Source organism: Chishuiella sp., assembly GCF_032109125.1.
Lineage (GTDB): Bacteria > Bacteroidota > Bacteroidia > Flavobacteriales > Weeksellaceae > Empedobacter.
Genome location: NZ_DAMCLZ010000001.1, coordinates 455,919 through 480,709, shown reverse-complemented (window position 1 = coordinate 480,709; position 24,791 = coordinate 455,919). Strand labels below are relative to the sequence as shown.

Sequence of the window (24,791 nt, the reverse complement as noted above, 5' to 3'; positions counted from 1 at the left end):
TATAACTATTAAAGAGTTTATAATATGAAGAAGATACGAATTGCACTTTTGGGATTTACTTTTGTAACTTTATTTGTTACGAATAGTTTTGCTCAAGATAGAGGAGTACGAGGAAGAGATAATAGAGAAACTCGTGCAAGAAGTGAAAGAAATGAAATCGCTAGAAATGATAATAGATTTGAAAAAAAATCGGACAATAGACCAAATTTCGAAGAAAGATCTAATAAAATAGGTAATGATAGACATAAGTCTAACAATAATTTCAATAATAGAAGTTCTACAAACCCTATTTATATTAATTCTAATAATGTTAATAGAAGTAATCGTCCTGTCACTAATTTGAATACAAGAAATTATAAGAAATACTCACATAATAATTATAATTTTTATGGAAATAATGGGATTTATTATAGAAAATCGAATAATAATTATATAAGATTTTCACCATCTGTTGGTTTTAGAATAAATATTTTACCTTCAGGTTATCTTACAATAAATATTGGTAATAGGAATCCATATTATTTTTATGAAGGCACTTATTATCGACCAGTTAACAATTACTACGAAGTAGTTCAAGCACCTATAGGAGCAATAGTATATGCTTTACCTGCAGGTTACGAAAGAGTAAATTATGGAGGAGAGTATTTATATGAATTTGGAGGAACTTTGTATCAAAGAATTAATAATAGAAATGGATTAGCATATCAAGTAGTTGGTTACTTAGATTGATTATAATTTAAATAAAAACCTCCAAAATAATATTATTTTGGAGGTTTTGTAGCGAAGAGCAGAATCGAACTGCCGACCTCAGGGTTATGAATCCTGCGCTCTAACCATCTGAGCTACCTCGCCTTATTTAAAAGTTTTGCAAAGATAATTTTTTTTGAATTTTATTGCAAAACTTTTTTTATTTTTCTTTGGTAGATTCAATTCATTTTATATCTTGCGACTTCAATTATTAAGAATTATGCCGAAAAAGAAATATCATATAGAATTTTCTATAAAGTCTTCACCATCGCTATTATACAACTATATTTCAAGTCCTTCAGGTTTATCTGAGTGGTTTGCTGATAATGTAAATTCTCGTGGTGAAAAATATACTTTTATCTGGGATGGACATGAAGAATCTGCTTTTTTAATGAAATCTAAACAAGATGGATATGTTCGTTTTCAATGGGAATATGATGAAGATACTAAGTATTTCTTCGAATTGACTATTGTTGAAGATGATTTAACAAATGATGTTTCATTAGTTATTACAGATTTTGCTGACGAGGATGAAGTAGAAGAATCTAAACAATTATGGGAAAGTCAAATAGAAGATCTTAAAAAAATATTAGGATCGGTTTAAAAACTACAGTTTTGAAAATTAATTTAGGAGGCATTATTGTCAATGAAAAAGATGCTTTAATTCATATTGAAAATAAAGCCTTTAGAAATGGTGATGCTGTAAGAGAAATATTAAGATTTGTTGATGGAGAAATAATAGATTGGGAAGATCATTATTTTAATTTGATGGCTTCAATGAGAATATACCGTATGAATATTCCTTTGGATTTTACGCCTGAATTTTTTCAAGATCAGATCAATCTTTTAGTTAAAGAAAATCAAACAAAATCAGGAAAAGTAGAATTTTTTGTTTTTCGTAATGATGATAAAGATTTTTTAAACGCTTCAATCAATTTTACTGTTACAATTGAAAATAGTAACAATAATTGGGAATTTTTAAATTCTGAAAATGAAATTGATGTTTATAAAGATTATACTGTAAATACTTCTTTCTATTCTTTGGTAAATACACAGAAACCAGAAGAAAACATTGCTGAGATTTATCGTTTAGAAAATGATTATGCAGATATCATTTTATTAAATGCGAATAAAAGGATGGCAAGATCATTAAAGGGGAATATATTTGTTATTAACGATACAACAATTAGAACTCCTAGAAAAGAAGAAGGTGTTATTACAAGTGTTCTTAGAAATAACTTTATTACGAAAGTAAACAAAGCTGAAGAATTTAAAATAGAAGAAGTTGATATTTTTCCTTTTGAAATTCAAAAAGCAGAGGAAGTTTTTATTTTAATTGATGGTATAGGAATTATGCCTATTACCAAAAATAGAAAAAAAGAATATTCTATAGAAAAAACACAATTGATATTTAATTCTTTATAATATCAATTCATAGATGGATCAGCAGGGGTGTTAACCCAAAGAAGATTTTCACCTCCAAGCTGTTTCATTAATATTTTCCAAAGATCAGAATCCCAACGTTCAAATATATCAAAATTAAGATCTATAATTTCCCAAGAATTATTATTTAATTCATTTACAATTTGTTTGGGAGACCAACCACAATAACCAATCATAAATTTTATTTCATCAGGTTTTATTAGTTGTGAATTCACTGCTTTTTTTACATCTTCATAAGCACCTGACCAATAAATATCACCAATAATTTTTTCACTATTTTTAATTAGATCTGGTCTTTTATGTATGTAATATACATTTTCTTTATCAACAGGTCCACCTTCATATACAATAGTATCAGCTTCTAATTCTGATACAAAAATATTTATAGGCAAATTCGTTGATCTATTCAATATAAAACCTATACTTCCAGATTCTATATGATCTGTAATTAAAACAACACTACGCTGAAAAATATCGTTAGTTAATGTTGGTTTTGCAATTAAAATAGTTCCTTTTTTTATACTTTTGAAATACATTTAGAAAATTTTTTGGTTATCAGTTTTATCTAAATAATCACATTGTTTTTCTAAAAATAAAAATAAATTATTAATGAAACAAGACTTAAGTTATAAAAGAAAAACTTACGAGAAGCAATCTATGAATTTTGATTCGTTGAGAGATAATCCTATGGAGCAATTTAGAGATTGGTTTTTACAAGCAGAGGAGTCTGATGGAGTTGACGAAGCTAATGCTATGTCTATAGCTACTGTAGATGAAAATGGATTTCCTAGAACAAGAGTTGTCTTATTAAAAAGATATACTGATGAAGGTTTTATATTTTATACAAATTATAATAGCCAAAAAGGTAAAGCATTAGAAAATAATCCTAATATATGTTTATCTTTTTTCTGGCCGTTTTTAGAAAGACAGATCATCATAAAAGGTATAGCAGAAAAAACGTCTGACAATAATTCTGATGGATATTTTGAAACACGTCCACGTAGTAGTCAATTAGGTGCGTGGATTTCTGCACAAAGTTCTGTTATTGAAGAACATCAAGATTTAGCAGCTGAAGAGTTGGAATTGGAAAAAAAATACGAAGGAAAAGAAATTCCTCGCCCAGCGCATTGGGGAGGATATTTGGTACGTCCTTTAGAAATTGAATTTTGGCAGGGTAGACCAAGTCGATTACATGACAGAGTTCGTTATGTATTACAAGAAGATTATGATTGGAAAAAAGAACGTTTAGCTCCATAATTTTTTATGTTAGAAATTCTATATCAAGATGAATATCTTGTTGCAATTAATAAACCAAGTGGCTTATTGGTTCATAAATCTTATTATGCTAGAGATGCTAAGGTTTTTGCTGTTCAGGAACTAAGAAATCAGTTAGGAGGACAGCACGTTTACCCAATCCACCGGTTAGATAGAAAAACATCTGGAGTCTTACTTTTTGCTTTAAGTAAAGATGTTCTAAAGATTATGAATGAGCAATTTGCGACTAGAAATGTTGAGAAGAAATATTTATCCATTTTAAGAGGTTGGTCTCCAGATAATGATACAATTGATTATGATTTGACAAATGATGATGGCATAAAACAAAATGCGATAACACGTTATAAACGTTTACAAAAAGCTGAAATAGATTTGAAATATAATAATCATTCAACATCAAGATATTGTCTTGTAGAAGCAATTCCTGAAACAGGACGAATGCATCAGTTACGTAAACATTTTCGTCACATTTTTCATCCTATTTTAGGAAGTCGTCCACATGGTTGTAATAAGCAAAATAAATTGTGGTTAGAAACCTATGGATTAAAAGGAATGATGTTACATGCGCATGAGTTGAGTTTTAATCATCCTATTACAAAAGGAAAAGTTACTTTAAATGCTAAAATAAATGAAGAATTTAAACAAGTAGGAGAGATTTTAAATTTAGATTTAAAATTGTATTCATAAATGATTTATATTTAATTATTTTAGTCAAATATTAATCAACAATCTTATTTATGAACTATAAATTTTTTACTTTTTTTACAACTTGTATCTTAGGATCAGTAATTGGATTTGCTCAAAATGCAAACGAAAATATAAAAGTTACTTACAAGACAGATTTTATTATAGATTTTGAAAAAATAAAAGATGGTATTCCCGCAGATCAAAGAGCAATATTTAAGCAGGAAATAGATGAAGGAATTTCTCTTGATTTCCAACTTGAAAGTAACGGTAAAATGTCTGTTTTTAAGCCTGAATTAAAAGTAAATAATTCTCAAGGAAATGTAGGTTTGATTAAGCAAATGATTATTGAATCGGAGGCAAATCCACTTTATAAAGATTATCAAAATAATTTATATTATAATCAAAAAGAGTTTGGTGGTAAAACTTTCTTAATTAAAGATAACTTATATAATTATAACTGGAAGTTAACCAAAGAAACAGAGGATATAAAAGGTTTTCCAGCAGTAAAAGCTACTGGAGTAGATGAAGATGGAGCAATTATTACTGCATGGTATTCTAAGTCTTTGCATTACAAAGATGGGCCTTATAAATTTTCTAATTTACCTGGTTTAATTGTTAAAGCTGAATTTGAAACGAATGGAATGAAAGCAATTTTTACGTTGAAAGATATTCAAGTTTTAGACAAAGAGTTGATAGTCAAATTACCATCTAAAGGACAGGTTGTATCTATAGATGAATTTATGTTAGAAGCTAAAAAATTAAATAAAAAATATAGCGAAGCTAATCAAAGCGTTGATACTTCTAAATAAATAAAAAAAGCTGTATTCAGTAAATGAATACAGCTTTTTTATTTTGCGTTAGGGATTGAAGTGGAAATCCTTTACTAATTGGTTGCTTTTTTAACTTCAACTAATAATCAATTAGGAAAGATTGCAACGAAAAGCCCGCCCGAACGCCCTAATTTTAATGAGCATGTGTATGCATTGATACAATAAAATAAGCAAGTACGAAACCTATTAATATTGATATAAATTTTTTGATATTGAAGTGATGACCTTCATTGGTTTCGAATAAAATTACGGTTGAAATATGTAAAAATATTCCTGATACAATAGCACTCATTTCTAATGAATAATTTGATATTAGCGTATGTTTACCTAAAAAATAACCCATTGGAGCAGCAAGAGCAAATAACAACATAAAAATAAATCGTTTTGTATTTGATGCTGTATGCTGAGAAAGTGCACTAAATAATATCATAGATACAGGAATATTGTGTACAAAAATTGCCCACATAAAATTATGTGATTCTGCATTTGCAACGGGAATCCCTTCTATGATAGAGTGTAAAAACAAACCTCCGAAAATTCCAATAGGAAATGATTCATTTTTATGTAAATGGATATGTCCGTGTTCTACACCTTTACTAATTGTCTCTAGAATATATTGTATAACTACTCCAAATAAAACAAATAATCCAATAGTATGATTTGTATGATCTGTACTAGGATGACCATATACTTGTGGTAGAATTTCTAGGACAGTCATAGCTAAGAAAAATGCACCACTAAATGTTAATAATAATTTAGAATTGTGTTTATTTTTTAGAAATAATTTTGAACAAATTACTCCTAAAACAACACTACAAATTAAGATTAAACTTTCTATCATTTTTCGAGAATTAATATTAAACGATCAGATTCTTCTTCATTAAATTCTCCCAACATATAATTTCCAAATACTTCTTTTAATCTAAAAACTTCTTTTTCATAGATTTCTTTAAAATCTTTATAGTAAATTAAACGAACATACTCTTCGAAATGAAAAGTTTCTCCTTTATCTTCAAAATCTATTTCTTTCTTAATGAAACCATTTTCTACAGATTTTGTTATTTTAAATAAAATACCATCAATTTCTTTTTCTTCGTAAGGAATCATCTGAGAAACAACTTTTTCTGCATTTAAATAATCAAAAACAAAAATACCTGTTGATTTTAATTGTTCTTTTACGGCTTCAAATACTTTAAAATTATCTTCATATTTTTCGAAGTAACCGAAACTTGTAAATAAATTAAAAACTGCATCAAATTCATTTTTATGATAAACATCTCTCATATCATGAACTTCAAATTTCAACGTATCATTCTCGAATTGTTTTGCATATTCTATACTTGCTTCTGCTAAATCTATTCCTAATACATCAAATCCTAATTTGTTTAATGTAATTGAATGTCTACCTTTCCCACAAGCTAAATCTAGTATTTTGGTGTTTTTTGGGAATTCTAGAAAAGTAGTAATTTTTTTTATAAAATCTTCTGCTTCTGTAAGGCTTCTATTTTTATAAAGTATATGATAATATGGTGAATTAAACCATTTCACGAACCATTGTAAATCCATAGTATTTATTTTTGACACGTTTTACAAACGCCTGTAATTACACAATTACAACCTTTTAATGTATAACCTTCTGGTAAATTAATATTTATTTTATCTTCTAAACAAATTAATTGATTACATTCTGTGCACCGAAAATGAAAGTGATCGTGTTTTAAATGATCACAACAATTTTTACACATTGCAAAATAATTTATTCCATCATCAGCAACAATTTTATGCATAACTCCATCTTTACAAAAATTGTTTAGAATACGATATATTGTAGCTCTATCCATTTTTTCACGAAGTTGGCACTCAATTTGTTCTTGATTTAATGCTGTAGAACAAGATTCAAACAAATCTAAAACAGCCTGTTTAGTTGGCGTATTTCGTCTTTTCATTTCTTATTGCAAATGCTTTGCAATAGTACGACATATTTATAAGATTAAAAAATAATAAGAATTATAAAAGAGTTTATTATAGATAACATCGTGTAAAATAAAATGCTATAAATTGTAAATAATACAGTTTATAGCATTTTTAGATTTTATATAATGTAAATAATAATTAGTCAGTAAATGAATCTAACAAATCTAAACTAGGGACAAAATATAAAGAACCGGTTTTAGCAGTACTAAAATCTAATATTCTATCGTAATTACCTTTTGGTTCTCCAATAAACATACGTTCTAGCATTTCGTTTACAGTAGCAAATGTACTTGCATAAGAAATAAAATAAGTACCCATTTCATTGGTAGAAGGATTACCAAAAGGCATGTTGTCCCTTACAATCTTCTTATCATCACCAACATTGGCAAGAGCAGAATGAGAATTACTTGGTTTTTCATCATCATCCATTTCTATATCATCGGCTTTAGAACGACCAATTACTTTTTCCTGTTCATGAATAGGAAGATTTCTCCAAGCATTCATATCATGTATATATTTTTGTACAAAAAGATAGCTACCGTTTAGGTATTCCTCATCTTCATTTCCTACCAAAGCAAAATGAGAACGTTCATCATCTCCTTCAGGATTTTCTGTACCATCAACAAAACCTAATATACTTCTACCGTCCCAATAACGAAAACCATGAACTTCTTCTATACAATTAGCTACATCTTTTAATACATCAGCAATATTTGCAGCAATATCAATACATAGACTTTTTTCTGTAGAACGGATATGAAAATGTAAATCACCTGGAGTAGAAACTGCAGTGTGTTTATCACCTTTAATTTCTTTAAAATTTTCTAATTCTTTTGGTAAAGGTTTTGGTAAATTAAGCTTTAACCAAGCATCATGTCCAATTCCTAAAACTACACTTGATTTTGATTCAGGAAAACGTGTAGAAATTGAGTGATTTATATTTGTTACCAAAGAACAAACTTTTTTAAATTGCTCCTCAACAGAAGGATTATTATTGAAACTCCAAACTGTAAATATGGTATTTGTATTTGGAGCATCGATAACATTTTGATAATTTGCCATAATAATTATTCATCTAGATTTTTATGCAATTTAAAGAATAAATAAATTTTAATTGTGATTATAAACGAATAATTCAAGAAAGTATATTCATTCTAAAAAAGTATTTTTTAGAGAATGATTACAAAGTTTATTTTAAATTATTATTTATAATATTTTCGTTTATAAAGTAATATTTACATACAAAAACAGCAGATTAAAAAGTTATTTAACCTGCTGTTTTTATTTATTTTAATATTGTGATTTTACTATTCTGCAACTAATTTATCTAAAAGAGTATTAATTTCTTTATCATTCCAATCTCTTGTTTTTGTTTCTTTTAAAACAATTTCTCCTTTTTTATTTAAAATATACGTCGTAGGAAAAACTCTAGGTAACATATTATTAGAAATAGGACTATTAGGCTCATAGACAGGCATTGTGTAACCATTTTTTTCTAAAAAAGCATTAAAAACCTTCGGTTTATCTTGAATTGCAACTAATACAAATTTTACTTTTTGTCCTTTTGCCTCATATAATTTTTGAATTGTAGGCATTTCAGAAACACATGGAGGACACCAGCTTCCCCAAAAGTTAAGGAAAATAACTTCACCACTATTTTTGAAATCTAACAAATTACTATTTTTAGCACCATTATGTCCTATCAAATCAATATCATAATCACTATCCTTTAAATCAACTTCCATTCCAGCAATATGGCTATCATCTTGTACTTTACTTTTTACAAAAGTACCAATAGGAGTAAACATAATTGCTATTAAACCAAAGACAATAACTAAAGCTATAATTACTTGTTTATTTTTTTTCATTTTAATACACCTGAATTTTCTTAAATAAAAATAAGATTTTAAAAAATTAAAATAATTTATTCAGCCAAACTTTCGTCAACTAAATTTAATAATTCGTTTAAGATATCTTCTCCTTTGTTTGTATTGTAATACTTTTGAATATCGTCATGAAATTCTTCATTTGTATAGATATCCGGATCTTTTTTGAATTTTGCTAATAATTCCATTCCATAAGCTGGGCGAGGACCAAATCGGAATAATTCTTCTCCTTCTTCAGAAACACCAATAATAATTGGAATAGAAAGAGCTCCGTTTGTTTTATAATTTTCCATTAAATCTAAATGTTGATCTCTCAAAATATATTTAGATTCTACCTTTAAAGCTTCAGCAATTTTTTCTACAACAGGAACAATTTGTGAACCATCACCACACCAACCTTCAGTAATCGTTAATAATTTAAAATTATTTTTGGTATTCTTTAAACGATTTTCTTGAACTGGAGTAAATTTAAAAGTTTTAGAAATACGATTCATTCTTTGTAAACCTAAAGCATAGTATTTTACAAATTCTTTAGGATCATCATTCTCAATTTCATTTTCTAATTGATCTTCAACTTCTGTAATATATTCAGTATATGTATAACCGTTTTTGATGTAATCTAATAAACTCATTGTTTTTTAATTTTTACAAATATAATGTATTTCTACGAGCTTATTTTGTAACATAAGTAACATATTCTTGTGCATTTTTTTTAAATTGCGACAATCATTACATTCAAGATGTACCAAAATCCATTAAAAAAAACAATAGAATATTTAAAAGGAACTGGACCTGAGCGCGCAAAACTTTTACAAAGCGAATTTGGTATATTTCGTTATGAAGATTTGTTGCAACATTTTCCGTTTCGATATGTCGATAAATCTAAATTTTATAAAATATCTGAAATTTCTTCTACTGATGCAGAAATACAATTAAAAGGACAAATTGTACAGATAGAAGAAGTAAATCAGGGAAAAGTAAAACGTTTAAAAGGTAAATTCCAAGATGGATCAGGAACTTTAGAATTGGTATGGTTTAAAGTTTCTCCTTGGCAAAAAGATAAATTAAAAACAGATTTATTTAAAGAAGTAGTTATCTATGGTAAACCTTCTGTTTTTAATGGAAATTACAGTATTACTCATCCTGAAATAGAATTGGTTGAAGATTCTAAAACTATACCTTTAGGCTTATTTCCTGTTTATCCAAGTACAGAAAAATTAACAAAAAGAGGAGTTACAAATCGAGTGATGCAAAAAATGATGATGAATCTTTTTGCTGAAAATATTACTATTTCTGAAAATTTACCAGATAATGTTTTACAGCATTATAAGTTAATTTCTAGACTAGATGCACTAAAGGCAATTCATTTTCCTAAAGATCTGAATGAATTAAATGCAGCTATAAGAAGATTGAAATTTGAAGAATTCTTTTTTCTAAACTTAGCTAATTTATCCCAGAAAGCAGTTAATAAACAAAAAAATAGGAGTAATCCTTTCCCAATTATTGGTCATTATTTCAATACATTTTATAATGAACATTTACCATTCGAATTAACAAATGCTCAGAAAAGAGTGATTAAAGAAATTCGTTCAGATTTAAAACAACCTGCTCAGATGAACAGACTTTTACAAGGAGATGTAGGTTCTGGTAAAACAATGGTTGCTTTATTATCTATGTTGATTGCTGTAGATAATGGCTTTCAAGCTGCTTTAATTGCTCCAACCGAAATTTTAGCTCAACAGCATTACGATAGTATTAAAGAGTTAGTTAATGATTTAGATATTTCTGTAGAATTACTTACCGGATCTATTACAAAGAAAAATAGAAAACCCATTTTAGAAAATTTAGAAAATGGTAATTTAAAAATAATTATTGGTACACATGCATTATTAGAAGATAATGTGATTTTTAATAATCTTGGATTATCTGTTATTGATGAACAACACCGTTTTGGAGTAGCACAGCGAGCTAAATTTTGGAGAAAAGCAAAACTTCCTCCTCATATTTTAGTGATGACTGCTACACCAATACCAAGAACTCTTTCTATGACAATGTATGGAGATTTAGATGTTTCTGTAATTGATGAATTACCAAAAGGGAGAAAACCAATAAAAACAATTCACAAAACTGATGCTCATCGATTAAGTGTTTTCAAATTTATGAAAGATGAAATTGATAAAGGGCGACAAGTTTATGTTGTATATCCATTGATTGAAGAATCTGCAAAGCTTGAATTGAAAGATTTAATGGATGGTTACGAGAGTATTTCTCGTGCATTTCCTTTGCCTAATTATGCAATTAGCATTGTTCATGGAAGACAAAAGCCAGCAGATAAAGAATTTGAAATGACTCGTTTTAAGAATAATGAAACACAAATTTTAGTAGCAACTACAGTAATAGAAGTTGGAGTAAATGTTCCTAATGCTTCTGTAATGATTATAGAAAATTCTGAACGATTTGGTCTTTCTCAATTGCATCAATTAAGAGGACGTGTTGGACGAGGAGCAGAGCAATCTTATTGTATTTTGATGACTGGAGGTAAACTAAACGATGTTTCTAAACGAAGAATACAGACAATGTGCGAAACAAATGATGGTTTTAAAGTTGCAGAAGTTGATTTGGAACTTAGAGGACCAGGAGATATGATGGGAACACAACAAAGTGGAGTTTTAAATTTTAAAATAGCAGATTTAGCAAAAGATAAAGAAATTTTATATGCTGCAAGAAAATGTGTAGAAATGATTTTATCACAAGATGAAACTTTATCTCATCCTATAAATTTAGCTACAAAACAATTCTTTTTAGAAAACCATAAAGACAAGGTTGGGTGGAGTAAAATCTCATAAAAAAAATAACCATAATATGTAAGCATAAAATAATGGCATGGTTTATGATTTATTGATTAATGTAACGTATTTATTTACTATCAATTAAAATAATAGATAATTATAAGCACAATTAACATTTTTATTAATCTAAAAAACTTTTATTATGGAGTACACAAATTTAACAGTTGTAAAGACACAACATGGAATTGAAGTAGAAGGTAATTCAGTTTGGAGATTTAATCAACATTTGAATTTAATGGTTTTGGTTGGTGATGAATCAATTAGAATTAAACCTAACATGTTTTTCGAAAGAGTAATTAAATTATCATAAAAATAATTTATACACAAAAAGTCTATAAAATCTTATAGACTTTTTGTGTATATATAAACTATTGATTAGGAAGAAAAACTTCTGCCATCATACAACGAGCACTTCCTCCACCTAATTTTTCTATTAAATCTATCTTAACAGGTAAAATAGGATTATATTTTTCAATCTTATTTTTTTGATCTTCTAACAAAGAATTATATGCTGTTTGAGACATAACTAAATAAGATTGTCCTAAACCACCAATTTGTAGCATATTTCCAGCAAATTGATGCATTTGATCTTCTGTTATAGGAATAATTTCTTTCTCTGATTCTAAAAGATATTCACAAACATTCTTTTTTTCTTTTTTATCATCAATAGAGTCTAAGCAAACTATAGCATATTTATCTGCAATACACATCATAACATTTGTATGATAAATAGGCTTTCTATCACCATTTACAGTTTGATTTGCATGAAATATTACTGGAGTATATTCTAATTCTTCACAAAATTCAATCAATAAATCTTCATCAGTTCTCTGAGAAATACAAGCATAAGCCAATTCATTCTCTCTATCAAGAATAATACTTCCTGTACCTTCTAAAAAAACTTCATCATCTTCTGCGGAAGTAAAATCAATCACATCATTGATTAGAAATCCTTTCTCTTCTAATAAACTAAGTACATCCTCTTCTCGGCGTTCATTTCTTCTGTTTTTTGCAAACATAGGATATAGAACAACATTCCCATTTGCATGAAAAGAAATCCAGTTATTTGGAAAAATAGAATCTGGCGTGTGTGGAGTAGGTGTGTCTTTTAATGTTATTACATTTACTCCTTTTGAACGCAAATCAGAAACCATTTGATTAAATTCTTTTAAAGCTTCAGCTTGAATATCTTCTTTAGAATCATTTGTTTCTGTTTGAAAAAAATTATTTACAGCAGTTTCAGGATTGTAATAAAATGCTGTAGGTTCAATCATTAAAATAGTTGATGTATATTGTTTATTCTTCATGTTATTCTCTTATTAATGGCATTGTAGAACATCTTAATAATCCTCCCATTTTAGAAATATTATTATAATTAATTCTTTCTACTTTTATATTCCAGTTGTTTTCTAAATGATTATTTAATCGAGTAAAGTTTTTTTCAGAAACAACAATTTCAGGAGAAATAGAAAAAACATTTGGTGCCATAATATACATTTCATCTTTTGTAACTTCAAACAAATTCTCCTTTCCAAATATATCTACAATTTTCTGGTATTCATTTTCATGTAAAAAACCATCTTTATAAATAATGGCTTTATCTTTTCCTACAGGATTGAAAGTACAATCCATGTGTAAAATACCTTCATATGGATTTTGATCATTTTTATTTAATTCAAAATCTAAAACAATTTTATTAGGAAACTTAGATTTAATATAATCTACAAATTCAACATTCGTTCTAGCTGTTTTATAATCTTTGAAATCCTTTTGTTTATAAGTACCTACAAAAATATAATCATTATATAAAACAACATCGCCTCCTTCTACAAAAACTTCTTCAGGTAAAGAATTAATTTTTGAAATATCTATTTTACTTTTTATTGTTTTATATGCTTCTAATTCTTCTAAACGATCGGGAATTATATTTGATATAAAAAATTGATCTTCTATTACAAAACCTACATCTCTTGAAAAAATTTGATTACAATTTTCAATTAAATTAGGTCTGAGAACTTCTATATTATGTTTTTTAAAAATTTTTTCAAATTCAGAAATTTCATTTATTGCATTTTGTTCAGTAGGATAATCATTATTTTTTACTGCTTCATAAGATTTAGCATCAAAAGTTTCCTCAAGTGTTGGAATTGTACCATTAGAATTTGCAATCCCTAAAACTACTGTTTTTAGTTGTGCTGTTTCATTTTGTACATTTAATCGCATTGATTTCATGATTTAAAATTTTATATTTCAAAAAAAATCCCGCCTTAGCGAGATTTAATTTTGTATAAATATACATTTTATTTTTGAATTCCTAATGCTTTTAAGCCATTTATTGTTGCTATATTAGAAAGTTGTTCTACATCATAAAAATGACAAGATTCTAGCATTACTCGTAACTCCGTTAGTAAGTGACCATCAGAAAATGGTTTATATATATCATTAATGTTGTCTGTACCAAATGCTACATTAATTCCTTTTGGTATCATTTCATCAACAGGAGTAATAGAATTATGAGAAGGAGCTAAACGCTCTGTTCTATTATGATCAATCCAAGCTGTAGGACAAGAAATAATGTGCATATCAGCTTTTTTAATTAATTCATATAATTCATAACGATATTTTCTAGGGTGAGCTGCAACAGAAATAGAGTGTACGGCAGAAACTTTACCTTCCATACCATGTTCTATTGTTTTCTGAGCTAATAACTCAGTCTCAGCTTCTTCATCAGTATTAAACTGATCTACATGAACATGAACTAATTTATTTTTAGCTTTAGCTGTAGACAATAAAATATCTAAATGTTCTTCTTCTTTTCCAAAATCTTTTGCTGGTAAACCTCCAATAATATCTACAAAATCAGAAGATAAATCAAACCATTCACGAGCTTTAGGATCAATTACACCTTTTAAAACTTGATTTGCAAAACGAATCTCTAAATCTTTTCCGTAATTATCTTTTAATCTTTGTGCAGCACGTATACTACGATCTTCTATAACTTCATCACAGTCAATAAAAGAACCTATTGCTTGACAATCCTGCTCTAACATGAAATTAATTGCTTTTTCCATACGAAAATAGATATCATCGACAGAAGAATTACGCTTCATATCATCTACAAGATGCCATTTTTCCTTTAAAAATGAATTAGATAATGAAAATGTATCCGAAGTCAAAGAATATGCTCTATCTAAATGTGAATGTGCATTAACCCAGCCTCCTTTTTGTTTGATGAGATGTAGAACTTCTTCGATTGGGTTGAAATTTTTGTTGTTCATCGTGTATATGTTTGATTTCGGGTTGTAAAATTAGTGCGATTATTCAAGAGAAATGACCAGATATTATCTAAAAGATTTATGTACCTTTGTTTTTTATTTCTAATTTTTACTAGAACTTTAGTTAAGTTTTTAATATTTAGCATTATAATTTTTTTGTTTTAAAAAATCTGACTATTTATTTTCTAATCAAAGAAAATAAGTAAAAAATATTCTTCTAAATAGTCATTTTCCTTTTATTTATCTTTTAAATTTGCAAATGATTCTGTATTTAGAGAATCAAAATAATATTTTTAATAATGATAATAGAAACAGAAGAAGAGTTAATTGGTATGAAAAAAGTCAGCGAAGCTGTTGCCATTACTCTAAAAGAGATGAAAGATTTTGTAAAACCAGGAATATCTACAAAAGAATTAGATAATTATGGTGCTACAATTATGAAAAAATTCAACTGTAATTCTGCTCCATACGAAACGTATAAATTTCCTGGATACACTTGTTTAAGTGTGAACGAAGAAATTTGTCATGGGATTCCATCAGAAACTAAAATTTTAAAAGAAGGCGATGTTATTAATATTGATGTTTCTGGAGAATTAAATGGTTTTTGGGCAGATAATGGAGGTTCTATTGTTGTTGGTGAAGATGTAAACGGATATCAAAAAATTGTTGATGCTTCAATTTCTGCTCTCCAAAAAGCTATTTCTGCAGTAAAATCTGGAGTAAAAATAGCTGATATAGGAGGAATAATAGAAAAAGAAGCTAAAAAACATCATTATAAAGTTATAGAGAATTTGACAGGACATGGAGTAGGTCGTTCTTTACATGAAGAACCATTAGACTTATTAAATTTTAGAGATGTTGATGATAAAAGAAGATTTAGAAAAAACTCTGTAATTGCATTAGAAACTTTTATTTCAGAAAATTCTCATGAAGCAATAGAACAAGCTGATGGGTGGACAATGATAGGAAATAAACCAGGTGTTTTCGCTCAACATGAACATACTGTTTTAGTTACTTCAGAAGGTCCGATGATTTTAACACTAATGAATGGTAATTGGTAAAATTGAATATGAAGAAAAACGAATATATTAAAGTTGATAGAGAAGTTATTAAAAAAATGAGTGATGATATTCAAGCTTATTTAATTGAAAACAATCTTGAACGAGTAAAAACAAAGGATATGATGCCTTTTCTTATTGAAAAAGGGTATTTTCCTCACGATAGAAAAAAAGGATATCCATTAAGACAAATTCTTAATGATTTGAAAAAATCAGATGAATTACACTTATTACCACAAGCAGCTCCTGAGTTTTTAGAAGTAGAAAATAAAAAAACATCGACATATTGGTACTTTACACCAATAAAGTAATGATAAAAAACATCTTATATAAAGATGTTTTTTTTATTTACAATAAATGATTGATTATAAGTCTAGTAATTTAAAATGAATATATCCCATTATTAAACATTTTACTTAATTATAAGATTTTAAATACTTTATAACTCTATTAATTTAGTAGAAAAATAAATGTTTTTTTTCTTTTATATTTCATTTTATTCATTGTATATTTGGTTTCGAATTAAAGAGGAAAGATTTGACTGATTGCTACCTCATAAAATAAATGCTAAAACAGGTCTTCAGTCTTAACTTTGCTTTATACTTTTATAAAATATAAAATATAATGTCATATTTATTTACATCAGAATCTGTTTCTGAAGGGCACCCAGATAAAATTGCCGATCAAATATCTGATTCAATTTTAGATCATTTCTTAGCTTTTGACTCTAAAAGTAAAGTTGCTTGTGAAACATTAGTAACAACAGGTCAAGTTGTACTAGCAGGAGAAGTAAAATCTAATTCTTATATAGATTTACAACGTGTAGCTAGAGAAACTATTGCTCAAATAGGTTACACTAAAAGTGAGTATATGTTTGATGCTAATTCTTGTGGAATTTTATCTGCAATTCACGAACAATCTCCTGAAATTAATCAAGGAGTAGAGCGTTCTTCTGATGAAGAACAAGGAGCAGGAGATCAAGGTATGATGTTTGGTTATGCAACTAACGAAACAGAAAATTATATGCCTTTAGCATTAGATTTATCTCATAAATTATTAATTGAGTTATCTAACATTCGTAAAAATGAAATTGAATTAATGCCATATTTACGTCCAGACGCTAAATCTCAGGTTACTATTGAATACGATGATGATAACAAACCGGTTCGTATTGATACAATTGTAATTTCTATTCAACATGATGATTTTGCTACAGAAGAAGCAATGAGAAATAAAATCACAAACGATATAATTAATATTCTTATTCCTCGTGTGAAATCTACGTTACCAGATCACATCCGTAGTTTATTTACAGAAGATATTACTTACCATATTAATCCAACAGGAAAATTTGTAATTGGTGGACCTCACGGTGATACAGGATTAACTGGTCGTAAGATTATTGTTGATACTTATGGAGGAAAAGGAGCACACGGAGGTGGGGCATTTTCTGGAAAAGATCCATCAAAAGTAGACCGTTCTGCAGCTTATGCAGCTCGTCATATTGCTAAGAATTTAGTTGCTGCTGGTGTTGCTGAAGAAGTTTTAGTTCAAGTTTCTTATGCAATTGGTGTTGCAGCACCTGTATCATTATTAGTAAATACTTTTGGTACAGAAAAAGTTGATTTAACAGAAGGTCAAATTTCTAAGAAAGTTTCTGAAATTTTTGATATGAAACCTTTTGCTATTGAACAACGACTTAAATTAAGAAATCCTATTTATAAAGAAACTGCTTCTTATGGACATTTAGGTAGAGAACCTAAAATTGTTAAAAAACATTTTGAATCTGCAAATGGACAAGATGTTGTTGAATTAGAAGTTGAATTATTTACATGGGAAAAATTAGATTTTGTTGATCAAGTAAAAGAAGCTTTTGATCTTTAATGATCTAAAAATATAATATTTAAAAGGACGAGTTAATTTTCGTCCTTTTTTTATACAATTGATTTTCAATTGTAGTATCTTTATTTTAAAGTAATTTTTTAATTGTAACAAAAATAATTTCATTTCTTAACTTACATCAATGTCCATGTTTTAATACAGCAGTAATTTTGACCTATAAATAAAAACAAATTATGAAAAAATTATTATTCGGATTAATATTATCTACAGCTTCAATTTCTGCATTTGCACAAAATTATACAAATGATCCTATGCACTCTAAATTAGGATTTTCTGTATCTCACATGACAATTTCTAATGTAGAAGGAAATTTTAATGATTTTACAGTTCATTTAAATAACTTTACTAAAGAAGATTTAACGAATGCTAAATTTCATGTAACTGCAAATGTAAGTTCAATTAATACAGGAGTAGAAGCAAGAGATAATCACTTAAAATCTGCTGATTTTTTTGATGCAACAACAAATTCAAAATTAGAATTCATGTCAAAAGGAATTACTAAAATCAAAAAAAATCAATATAAATTAATCGGTGATTTAACATTACATGGTATTACTAAACCAGTTGTATTAAATTTAACTTACAATGGAAGTGTTGATAACAATGGAGTTAAAACTTACGGTTTTACAGTTAAAGGAGATATCAAAAGAAGTGAATTTAATTTAGGAAGCAAATTCCCAGAAGCTATGGTTGGTGATGTTGTTACGCTTACATCTAACTTAGAATTTCCTACTAAATAAGTATTAAAAAAAATAAAAACCATAAAATCATGAATTTTGATGAATTAAAAACAATTAGTTCTCATTTTAGTACAACAGAAAAAATGCCTGTTTTATTTTTAGGTCATGGTTCTCCTATGAATGCTATTGAGGAAAATATTTTTGTAGAAGGTTGGAGAAGTATAGGAAAAACAATTCCTAAACCAAATGCAATTATATGTATTTCTGCTCACTGGGAAACAAGAGGAACTAAAGTTACAGCATTAGAAAAACCTAAAACAATTCATGATTTTTATGGTTTTCCAAAAGCATTATTCGATGTAGAATATCCAGCTCCAGGAAGTCCAGAACTAGCAGAGGAATTACAATATATTATAAAATCTACTGATGTAGATTTAGATAAAATGTGGGGTTTTGATCATGGTTCTTGGAGTGTAATAAAATTTTTATATCCAAATGCAGATATTCCTATGATAGAATTAAGTCTTGATGTGTATAAAACTCCTCAGCAACATTATGAATTAGCAAAAGAGTTAAATGCATTAAGAAGAAAAGGAATTTTAATCATAGGAAGTGGAAATATAGTGCATAATTTAAGAGCTTTAAATTGGCACGAACCAAACGCTGGTTACGAATGGGCTTATGAAGTGAATGATACATTCAAAAATATTATAACTTCTGGAAATCATTTACAATTATTTAATTTACAAGAAAAAGGAGAAGCTTTTAATTTAGCTATTCCTTCTATGGAACATTATCTTCCATCTATATATGCTTTGGCATTACAAGAAAAAGATGAAGAAATAACATTATTTAATGATCAAATGGTTTATGGTTCACTAAGTATGTTATCATTCAAAATAGGTTAAGAAAACAATTCAAACAATAATAAAAACAAAAATTATGGCAACATGGAATTTAGATGCTTCTCATTCAGAAGTACAATTTAAAGTAAAACATATGGTAATTTCTACAGTTACAGGAAATTTTGATAATTTCGGTGCAACAGTAGAATCTAATGATGATAATTTTTCTGATGCTAAATTTAGCTTTACTGCTCAAGTTGGTTCAGTTAATACTAAAAATGCTGATCGTGATAATCATTTAAAATCAGATGATTTTTTTGCAGCTGATAAATTTCCAGAATTAAAATTTGAAAGTACTTCTGGTATTAATAATGGAAAAATTGAAGGTACATTAGAAATTCGTGGAGAGAAAAAATCTATTTCTCTAGATGCAGATTTCGGTGGAATTATTAATGATCCATTTGGGTTTGTACGTGCTGGGTTTGAATTTTCAGGAGAATTAAATCGTAAAGATTTTGGCCTTGAATGGAGCCAAGTAACAGAAGCAGGAGGATTAGTTGTTTCTGATAAAGTAAAATTAATTGTAAACTTAGAGTTTACAAAAGCTTAAATAATTAACTAAATTTAAAATCCCAATAGACATTTTGTTTATTGGGATTTTTTTTATTTTCTTTTTTCTAATAAATCAGGTCTGCGTTCTTTTGTACGTTGTACAGCTTGTTCATGTAACCATTCTTCAATTTTTGGAAAATTTCCAGATAATAAAACATCAGGAACTTTATGTCCTTTATAATCGGATGGACGAGTATAAATTGGAGGAGCCAATAAATCGTCCTGAAAAGAATCGGAAAGGGCAGAAGTCTCATCTCCAATAACACCTGGTAGCAAGCGAATAATTGAATCAGCCAATATAATTGCACCAAATTCACCTCCAGATAAAACATAATCTCCAATAGAAATTTCTCTTGTTACATGCATATCTCGAATACGTTGATCTATTCCTTTGTAATGCCCACAAATCATCATTAAATTACCTTTTAATGATAAATCATTCGCAATATTTTGATTAAGAGTTTCACCATCAGGAGTTAGATAAATAATTTCATCATAAGCTCTTTCATCTTTCAACTTAGAAATCATCTTGTCCAATGGTTCACACATAATTACCATACCAGAAGTTCCTCCATACGGATAATCATCGACATGTCTGTAACGACCTTTTCCATATTCTCTCAAATCATGTACATGAATCTCTGCCAATCCTTTGTCTTGAGCTCTTTTCATAATGGAAGCAGAAAAAGGACTTACCAACAATTCTGGTAAAACTGTAATTATATCTATTCGCATTTTGCAAAGATATTTGTAAAATTTTGTTTATAAAAGAATCTTTTCATTATTCCTTTCAACATCAAAAAACCTTCGTGCAATAGATATTATAATAAAATTAAAAATTTCAGATAATTTTATAAGAATTATTGATATTATTCAGTGAATTAATCAAACTAAAAAAAGTAAATTTGTGTCAAAATTTTATAACAATGCATCTATATAACAGACACAGAAGATTAAGAAAAAACGAATCTATTCGTAGTTTGATTCGTGAAAATTCTTTAACTCCAAATGATTTTATTTTACCTATTTTTCTTGCTGAAGGACAAGGAGTAAAAGAAGAAATTACATCAATGCCAGGAATCTATCGCCAATCGTTAGATAATACAATAAAAGAAGTAAAAGAAATCTGGGATTTAGGAATAAAAGCTGTAAATATATATTGTAAGGTAAGTGATAACTTAAAAGATAATACAGGAAAAGAATCTTGGAATCCGAATGGATTGATGCAAAATACTATAAAAGCAATTAAGGATGCTGTTCCAGAAATGATTGTTATGCCTGATGTAGCTTTAGATCCTTATTCAGTTTACGGACACGATGGAATTATAAAAAATGGTGAAGTTATAAATGACGAAACTGTTGATGCTTTAGTCAAAATGACTTTATCTCATGCAGAGGCAGGAGCAGATTTCGTGGCACCATCAGACATGATGGATGGTCGAATAGGAGCTATGCGTATGGCTTTAGAAGAAAACGGATTTCATAATGTAGGAATTATGACATATGCTGCAAAATATGCATCATCATTCTACGGGCCATTCCGTTCTGCATTAGATTCTGCACCAGTTGATGGAGAAAATATTCCACAAGACAAAAAAACATACCAAATGGATTACCATAATTCAGAAGAAGCTCTTCGCGAAGCAATTGCTGATGTAGAAGAAGGTGCTGATATCTTAATGGTAAAACCAGGTATGGCTTATTTGGATATTGTAAAATTAGTGAAAGATAATTTACAAGTTCCTGTTTCTGTTTACCAAGTTTCTGGTGAATATGCAATGATAAAAGCTGCTGTAGAAAAAGGATGGTTAGATAATGATAAGGTTATTTTAGAATCGCTTACAGCTTTTAAAAGAGCAGGAGCAGATCTTATTTCTACTTATTTTGCTAAAGAAGCAGCACGATTATTAAATAAATAATTACCATAAAAAAATAGAATTTTAGAATCTCTATTTTTTGATTCTAAAATTCTATTCTAATTTAAAATTTGGGCGTTCGGGCGGGCTTTCCATTACATTTTTTTTTTAGATTAGTCTTTATAATTACATTAAAAATGTATCCAATCTAAAAAAGGATTTTCATTTCAATCCCTAACGCAAGAAATATTATTCAGAATAATTATTTCATCTAATAAACTTCCTCTTTTTTCAAGAAAACAGTATCATTATCTTTTCGAAATCGTAGTTCTGTATATCGAGCTGTATAATTATCTATTGTACTATATGTTTCTAAAATATAATTATTCTTGAAACGATAATTTCTATTTGTTTTATATTGAATTTTACCTACAGTTTCTGCTTTTAAATTCAATATTTTTGGTGAAATTACATATTTAGGATCAGATTCTATTCTTTGTACTATTTTATTGATATCAGAAGTATCCATAATCAAAACAGTTTCTTGTTTCATATTTTTAATACCTGAAATATCATTATTTATAATTCGTACAGAATTCTTAAATCCAACTCCTGCACTATGCAAATCGTTTTTTAAATCATCATTACTATACATTTGGCTACGATAACTATATTTTACCATTGGGATAATAACAATGAAGAATATAGATAAAGAAACAATAAATGCAAGTTTATTATAACCAGCCATTTTTAAACCATAAAAAATAAAAGGAGTAAGAATTAATAAAACAATTCCAAAAATTATTACAGCAATTAATCCTGATTCCATTAGTTGTTTATCATAGTTAAAAATTCATCTTCTGTAAGTACAATTACAGTTCCTAAGTCTTCAGCTTTTTTTAATTTACTACCAGCTTTTTCTCCAGCTATTAAATAATTAAGGTTTTTAGAAACAGCTGAGATATTTTTTCCTCCATGATCTTCCACCATTTTCTGAGCTTCTGTTCTTGTAAATTTAGTTAAACTACCTGTAAATAAGAATGTTTTTCCTTCTAATGAATCTGATAAAGGCTTTGCATCTTCACTTATTTCAAAATTTAATCCATAATCACGTAATCGCTGAATCATAGCTTGATGCTGCTCTATTTTAAAATATTCTTGTAAGGAAATAGCTATTTTTTCACCAACATCAGTCACAGCAACTAATTCTTCTGTTGTAGCATTCATTAAATTATCTATTGTCTGAAAATGTTTAACTAATTTTTTAGCGACAGTTTCACCAACATGACGAATCCCAATCGCATAAAGTACTTTTTCAAAAGGTTGTTTTTTTGAATTTTCAACAGAGTTAATGATATTTTGGGCTGATTTTTCTGCCATTCTTTCTAATGGTAATATATCTTCTTTATGTAAAGTATAAAAATCAGCTACATTGTTTACTAATCCTGCTTTGTGTAGTAACACAGCTGTTTCTCCACCAATACTTTCTATATCCATTGCTTTACGAGATACAAAATGTTCTAGTTTACCAATAATTTGTGGTTCACATCCATTTTCATTGGGGCAGTAATGTTGTGCTTCACCTTCTTTTCGAATTAATTCTGTACCACAAGAAGGACAATTTTTTATGAATTCGATTTCTTTTGTTTCAGGTTGACGAACATCAGTATTTACACCGACAATTTTAGGAATAATTTCTCCACCTTTTTCTACATAAACAATATCACCGATACGAATATCTAGTTTCTTGATTATATCTTCGTTGTGTACTGAAGCTCTTTTTACAATTGTACCAGCTAATGAAACAGGTTCAAGGTTAGCAACAGGAGTTATTGCTCCAGTTCGACCAACTTGATAATCAATACTCAATAATTCTGTTTCTGCAGCTTCTGCTTTAAACTTGTATGCCATAGCCCAACGAGGAGATTTTGCTGTAAATCCTAACTCATCTTGTTGAGAAAATGAGTTAACTTTTATTACAATTCCATCTGTCTCATAAGGTAAATTTTTACGTTCTGTATCCCAATAGTCCACAAATGCTAATACTTCTTCTAAAGAGCTACATAATTTTGATGTATGAGGAATTTTAAAGCCTAATTCATTAGCAGCTTGTAGCATTTCCCATTGTGTAGCATAAGGCAAATTATTTCCAACAAAATAGTAAGGAAAACATTGTAAACCACGTTTAGCAACTTCACTGTTATCTTGTAATTTAAGAGAACCAGATGCCGTATTCCTAGGGTTTGCATAAAGATCTAATCCATTATTTGCACGTTCTTCATTTATAGATGCGAATGTGTTTAATGGAATCGTTATTTCACCTCTCATATAGAAACGTTCAGGAAAATTTCCTTTTAGTTTCAGAGGAACAGATTGTATGGTACGAATATTATTTGTAATTTCATCTCCTTGTGTTCCATCACCACGAGTTACAGCTTGTGTAAGTTCACCATTTTCATATAAAATAGAAATAGAAGCTCCATCGTATTTTAATTCACAAACAAATTCTATTTTTTCTCCAAGAGATTTTTCAATTCTTTTTTCCCAATCTTTTAAATCTTCAATAGAATAAGAATTATCTAAAGAATACATTCTAAATTCGTGTACAATGGTAGGGAATTTTTTTGTAATCATTCCACCAACACGTTGAGTAGGAGAGTTGATATCAAAAAAATCAGGGTTTTCATCTTCTAAACGTTTTAGTTCTTTTAATTTCAAATCAAATTCAAAATCTGAAACAGTAGGATTATCTAGTACATAATAGTTATAATTATGCTGATTAAGTTCTTCTCTTAAGTTTAAAATTTTATTTTGAATATCCATAAATTTCTTTGTTACTGAACAAAGATATACACTAGAATTTATTCGTACA

At 28.2% G+C, this 24,791-nt stretch carries 28 protein-coding genes and 1 tRNA gene; 15 read left to right on the top strand and 14 right to left on the bottom strand.

All coding sequences use genetic code 11. The features are described from left to right. Window positions 1-24 precede the first annotated feature (24 nt). A complete protein-coding gene (locus RT575_RS02140; RefSeq protein ID WP_313578435.1) occupies window positions 25-729 on the top strand; it encodes a DUF6515 family protein in 705 nt (234 codons plus the stop codon). 49 nt (window positions 730-778) lie between these two features. Here RT575_RS02140 and RT575_RS02135 read toward each other — a convergent pair. Continuing rightward, window positions 779-852 (bottom strand) — tRNA-Met (locus RT575_RS02135). A 115-nt stretch (window positions 853-967) separates the two neighbouring features. Between RT575_RS02135 and RT575_RS02130 the strand changes: the two genes are divergently transcribed. Both RT575_RS02130 and RT575_RS02125 read left to right on the top strand, forming a co-directional pair. After that, window positions 968-1,351, top strand: coding sequence for an START-like domain-containing protein (locus RT575_RS02130; protein WP_313384212.1), 384 nt, complete (start codon window positions 968-970; stop codon window positions 1,349-1,351). Between the two features lie 11 nt (window positions 1,352-1,362). Continuing rightward, window positions 1,363-2,172 (top strand): aminotransferase class IV, encoded by an 810-nt coding sequence (locus RT575_RS02125; protein ID WP_313578433.1) that lies wholly within the window; start codon window positions 1,363-1,365, stop codon window positions 2,170-2,172. 2 nt (window positions 2,173-2,174) lie between these two features. Here RT575_RS02125 and RT575_RS02120 read toward each other — a convergent pair whose 3' ends face one another. Next, a complete protein-coding gene (locus RT575_RS02120; protein ID WP_313384216.1) occupies window positions 2,175-2,726 on the bottom strand; it encodes a YqgE/AlgH family protein in 552 nt (183 codons plus the stop codon). A gap of 73 nt (window positions 2,727-2,799) precedes the next feature. Here RT575_RS02120 and pdxH point away from each other — a divergent pair, with 73 nt between their 5' ends. Genes pdxH through RT575_RS02105 form a run of 3 tightly spaced genes read left to right on the top strand, consistent with a single transcriptional unit; the run spans window position 2,800 to window position 4,961 of the window. Next, window positions 2,800-3,447 carry a pyridoxamine 5'-phosphate oxidase gene (pdxH, locus tag RT575_RS02115; protein WP_313578431.1) on the top strand — a complete coding sequence of 216 codons (648 nt, stop codon included), beginning with the start codon at window positions 2,800-2,802 and terminating at the stop codon, window positions 3,445-3,447. A gap of 6 nt (window positions 3,448-3,453) precedes the next feature. Continuing rightward, window positions 3,454-4,152: a pseudouridine synthase gene (locus RT575_RS02110; RefSeq protein WP_313578429.1), complete on the top strand. Its 699-nt coding sequence runs from the start codon at window positions 3,454-3,456 to the stop codon at window positions 4,150-4,152. Window positions 4,153-4,202: 50 nt separating this feature from the next. Next, entirely contained in the window at window positions 4,203-4,961 is a 759-nt protein-coding gene (locus RT575_RS02105; RefSeq protein WP_313578427.1) for a GLPGLI family protein, read from the top strand. Window positions 4,962-5,115: 154 nt separating this feature from the next. On the opposite strand, the gene RT575_RS02100 is transcribed toward RT575_RS02105, so the two are convergent. The 6 genes from RT575_RS02100 to RT575_RS02075 form a co-directional block, all read right to left on the bottom strand. Beyond that, window positions 5,116-5,823, bottom strand: a complete 708-nt coding sequence (locus tag RT575_RS02100) for a ZIP family metal transporter (RefSeq protein ID WP_313384223.1) — start codon at window positions 5,821-5,823, stop codon at window positions 5,116-5,118. Next, complete coding sequence (locus RT575_RS02095) at window positions 5,820-6,548, bottom strand: class I SAM-dependent methyltransferase (protein ID WP_313578425.1); 729 nt, start codon at window positions 6,546-6,548, stop codon at window positions 5,820-5,822. Before RT575_RS02095 ends, RT575_RS02100 begins: the two co-directional genes overlap by 4 nt. 5 nt (window positions 6,549-6,553) lie before the next feature. Next, window positions 6,554-6,928: a transcriptional repressor gene (locus RT575_RS02090; protein ID WP_313384226.1), complete on the bottom strand. Its 375-nt coding sequence runs from the start codon at window positions 6,926-6,928 to the stop codon at window positions 6,554-6,556. A gap of 166 nt (window positions 6,929-7,094) precedes the next feature. Then, complete coding sequence (locus RT575_RS02085; protein ID WP_313384228.1) at window positions 7,095-8,018, bottom strand: Dyp-type peroxidase; 924 nt, start codon at window positions 8,016-8,018, stop codon at window positions 7,095-7,097. Window positions 8,019-8,263: 245 nt separating this feature from the next. Then, window positions 8,264-8,824, bottom strand: coding sequence for a TlpA disulfide reductase family protein (locus RT575_RS02080; protein WP_313578421.1), 561 nt, complete (start codon window positions 8,822-8,824; stop codon window positions 8,264-8,266). Window positions 8,825-8,880: 56 nt separating this feature from the next. Continuing rightward, window positions 8,881-9,474: a thioredoxin family protein gene (locus RT575_RS02075; RefSeq protein WP_313578419.1), complete on the bottom strand. Its 594-nt coding sequence runs from the start codon at window positions 9,472-9,474 to the stop codon at window positions 8,881-8,883. Between the two features lie 108 nt (window positions 9,475-9,582). On the opposite strand from RT575_RS02075, the gene recG reads away from it, so the two are divergent. Further along, a complete protein-coding gene (recG, locus tag RT575_RS02070) occupies window positions 9,583-11,688 on the top strand; it encodes an ATP-dependent DNA helicase RecG (protein WP_313578417.1) in 2,106 nt (701 codons plus the stop codon). A 145-nt stretch (window positions 11,689-11,833) separates the two neighbouring features. Beyond that, complete coding sequence (locus tag RT575_RS02065) at window positions 11,834-12,001, top strand: hypothetical protein (RefSeq protein ID WP_313384233.1); 168 nt, start codon at window positions 11,834-11,836, stop codon at window positions 11,999-12,001. A gap of 58 nt (window positions 12,002-12,059) precedes the next feature. Here the strand turns inward: RT575_RS02065 and ctlX are convergent, their stop codons facing one another. The 3 genes from ctlX to RT575_RS02050 all read right to left on the bottom strand — a co-directional run bounded on the left by ctlX (window position 12,060) and on the right by RT575_RS02050 (window position 14,969). Continuing rightward, window positions 12,060-12,998 (bottom strand): citrulline utilization hydrolase CtlX, encoded by a 939-nt coding sequence (gene ctlX / locus RT575_RS02060; RefSeq protein ID WP_313578415.1) that lies wholly within the window; start codon window positions 12,996-12,998, stop codon window positions 12,060-12,062. A 1-nt stretch (window position 12,999) separates the two neighbouring features. Next, on the bottom strand, window positions 13,000-13,914 hold the full coding sequence (locus RT575_RS02055) for an amidinotransferase (RefSeq protein WP_313578664.1): 915 nt from the start codon (window positions 13,912-13,914) through the stop codon (window positions 13,000-13,002). Between the two features lie 77 nt (window positions 13,915-13,991). Continuing rightward, window positions 13,992-14,969, bottom strand: a complete 978-nt coding sequence (locus tag RT575_RS02050) for an amidohydrolase family protein (protein ID WP_313578414.1) — start codon at window positions 14,967-14,969, stop codon at window positions 13,992-13,994. Between the two features lie 296 nt (window positions 14,970-15,265). Between RT575_RS02050 and map the strand changes: the two genes are divergently transcribed. From map to RT575_RS02020, 6 genes are all read left to right on the top strand, one after another. After that, window positions 15,266-16,027 (top strand): type I methionyl aminopeptidase, encoded by a 762-nt coding sequence (map, locus tag RT575_RS02045; RefSeq protein ID WP_313578412.1) that lies wholly within the window; start codon window positions 15,266-15,268, stop codon window positions 16,025-16,027. 8 nt (window positions 16,028-16,035) lie between these two features. Next, complete coding sequence (locus RT575_RS02040) at window positions 16,036-16,335, top strand: hypothetical protein (protein ID WP_313384239.1); 300 nt, start codon at window positions 16,036-16,038, stop codon at window positions 16,333-16,335. A gap of 313 nt (window positions 16,336-16,648) precedes the next feature. Continuing rightward, a complete protein-coding gene (metK, locus tag RT575_RS02035; protein ID WP_313384240.1) occupies window positions 16,649-17,908 on the top strand; it encodes a methionine adenosyltransferase in 1,260 nt (419 codons plus the stop codon). Window positions 17,909-18,099: 191 nt separating this feature from the next. Continuing rightward, on the top strand, window positions 18,100-18,666 hold the full coding sequence (locus tag RT575_RS02030) for a YceI family protein (RefSeq protein ID WP_313384241.1): 567 nt from the start codon (window positions 18,100-18,102) through the stop codon (window positions 18,664-18,666). 29 nt (window positions 18,667-18,695) lie between these two features. Next, the gene (ygiD, locus tag RT575_RS02025) at window positions 18,696-19,514 is read left to right on the top strand and encodes a 4,5-DOPA dioxygenase extradiol (RefSeq protein WP_313578409.1); all 819 of its coding nucleotides are present in this window, start codon (window positions 18,696-18,698) and stop codon (window positions 19,512-19,514) included. Between the two features lie 34 nt (window positions 19,515-19,548). After that, a complete protein-coding gene (locus RT575_RS02020) occupies window positions 19,549-20,061 on the top strand; it encodes a YceI family protein (protein ID WP_313384244.1) in 513 nt (170 codons plus the stop codon). A 53-nt stretch (window positions 20,062-20,114) separates the two neighbouring features. Here RT575_RS02020 and trmD read toward each other — a convergent pair whose 3' ends face one another. Beyond that, entirely contained in the window at window positions 20,115-20,798 is a 684-nt protein-coding gene (gene trmD / locus RT575_RS02015) for a tRNA (guanosine(37)-N1)-methyltransferase TrmD (RefSeq protein ID WP_313578407.1), read from the bottom strand. Window positions 20,799-20,989: 191 nt separating this feature from the next. On the opposite strand from trmD, the gene hemB reads away from it, so the two are divergent. Continuing rightward, the gene (gene hemB, locus RT575_RS02010; RefSeq protein WP_313578405.1) at window positions 20,990-21,982 is read left to right on the top strand and encodes a porphobilinogen synthase; all 993 of its coding nucleotides are present in this window, start codon (window positions 20,990-20,992) and stop codon (window positions 21,980-21,982) included. A gap of 208 nt (window positions 21,983-22,190) precedes the next feature. Here the strand turns inward: hemB and RT575_RS02005 are convergent, their stop codons facing one another. Continuing rightward, window positions 22,191-22,748 (bottom strand): hypothetical protein, encoded by a 558-nt coding sequence (locus RT575_RS02005; protein WP_313384249.1) that lies wholly within the window; start codon window positions 22,746-22,748, stop codon window positions 22,191-22,193. After that, window positions 22,748-24,742, bottom strand: coding sequence for an NAD-dependent DNA ligase LigA (gene ligA / locus RT575_RS02000; protein WP_313578403.1), 1,995 nt, complete (start codon window positions 24,740-24,742; stop codon window positions 22,748-22,750). The genes RT575_RS02005 and ligA overlap by 1 nt, the downstream gene beginning before the upstream one ends. Window positions 24,743-24,791: the final 49 nt, after the last annotated feature.

Excerpts from the sequence above, each read along its gene's own strand:
- RT575_RS02140 (WP_313578435.1), top strand. The coding sequence starts at position 25 with ATGAAGAAGATACGAATTGCACTTTTGGGATTTACTTTTGTAACTTTA.
- RT575_RS02130 (WP_313384212.1), top strand. The coding sequence starts at position 968 with ATGCCGAAAAAGAAATATCATATAGAATTTTCTATAAAGTCTTCACCA.
- RT575_RS02120 (WP_313384216.1), bottom strand. The coding sequence starts at position 2,726 with ATGTATTTCAAAAGTATAAAAAAAGGAACTATTTTAATTGCAAAACCA.
- pdxH (WP_313578431.1), top strand. The coding sequence starts at position 2,800 with ATGAAACAAGACTTAAGTTATAAAAGAAAAACTTACGAGAAGCAATCT.
- RT575_RS02110 (WP_313578429.1), top strand. The coding sequence starts at position 3,454 with ATGTTAGAAATTCTATATCAAGATGAATATCTTGTTGCAATTAATAAA.
- RT575_RS02105 (WP_313578427.1), top strand. The coding sequence starts at position 4,203 with ATGAACTATAAATTTTTTACTTTTTTTACAACTTGTATCTTAGGATCA.
- RT575_RS02100 (WP_313384223.1), bottom strand. The coding sequence starts at position 5,823 with ATGATAGAAAGTTTAATCTTAATTTGTAGTGTTGTTTTAGGAGTAATT.
- RT575_RS02095 (WP_313578425.1), bottom strand. The coding sequence starts at position 6,548 with ATGGATTTACAATGGTTCGTGAAATGGTTTAATTCACCATATTATCAT.
- RT575_RS02090 (WP_313384226.1), bottom strand. The coding sequence starts at position 6,928 with ATGAAAAGACGAAATACGCCAACTAAACAGGCTGTTTTAGATTTGTTT.
- RT575_RS02085 (WP_313384228.1), bottom strand. The coding sequence starts at position 8,018 with ATGGCAAATTATCAAAATGTTATCGATGCTCCAAATACAAATACCATA.
- RT575_RS02080 (WP_313578421.1), bottom strand. The coding sequence starts at position 8,824 with ATGAAAAAAAATAAACAAGTAATTATAGCTTTAGTTATTGTCTTTGGT.
- RT575_RS02075 (WP_313578419.1), bottom strand. The coding sequence starts at position 9,474 with ATGAGTTTATTAGATTACATCAAAAACGGTTATACATATACTGAATAT.
- recG (WP_313578417.1), top strand. The coding sequence starts at position 9,583 with ATGTACCAAAATCCATTAAAAAAAACAATAGAATATTTAAAAGGAACT.
- RT575_RS02065 (WP_313384233.1), top strand. The coding sequence starts at position 11,834 with ATGGAGTACACAAATTTAACAGTTGTAAAGACACAACATGGAATTGAA.
- ctlX (WP_313578415.1), bottom strand. The coding sequence starts at position 12,998 with ATGAAGAATAAACAATATACATCAACTATTTTAATGATTGAACCTACA.
- RT575_RS02055 (WP_313578664.1), bottom strand. The coding sequence starts at position 13,914 with ATGCGATTAAATGTACAAAATGAAACAGCACAACTAAAAACAGTAGTT.
- RT575_RS02050 (WP_313578414.1), bottom strand. The coding sequence starts at position 14,969 with ATGAACAACAAAAATTTCAACCCAATCGAAGAAGTTCTACATCTCATC.
- map (WP_313578412.1), top strand. The coding sequence starts at position 15,266 with ATGATAATAGAAACAGAAGAAGAGTTAATTGGTATGAAAAAAGTCAGC.
- RT575_RS02040 (WP_313384239.1), top strand. The coding sequence starts at position 16,036 with ATGAAGAAAAACGAATATATTAAAGTTGATAGAGAAGTTATTAAAAAA.
- metK (WP_313384240.1), top strand. The coding sequence starts at position 16,649 with ATGTCATATTTATTTACATCAGAATCTGTTTCTGAAGGGCACCCAGAT.
- RT575_RS02030 (WP_313384241.1), top strand. The coding sequence starts at position 18,100 with ATGAAAAAATTATTATTCGGATTAATATTATCTACAGCTTCAATTTCT.
- ygiD (WP_313578409.1), top strand. The coding sequence starts at position 18,696 with ATGAATTTTGATGAATTAAAAACAATTAGTTCTCATTTTAGTACAACA.
- RT575_RS02020 (WP_313384244.1), top strand. The coding sequence starts at position 19,549 with ATGGCAACATGGAATTTAGATGCTTCTCATTCAGAAGTACAATTTAAA.
- trmD (WP_313578407.1), bottom strand. The coding sequence starts at position 20,798 with ATGCGAATAGATATAATTACAGTTTTACCAGAATTGTTGGTAAGTCCT.
- hemB (WP_313578405.1), top strand. The coding sequence starts at position 20,990 with ATGCATCTATATAACAGACACAGAAGATTAAGAAAAAACGAATCTATT.
- RT575_RS02005 (WP_313384249.1), bottom strand. The coding sequence starts at position 22,748 with ATGGAATCAGGATTAATTGCTGTAATAATTTTTGGAATTGTTTTATTA.
- ligA (WP_313578403.1), bottom strand. The coding sequence starts at position 24,742 with ATGGATATTCAAAATAAAATTTTAAACTTAAGAGAAGAACTTAATCAG.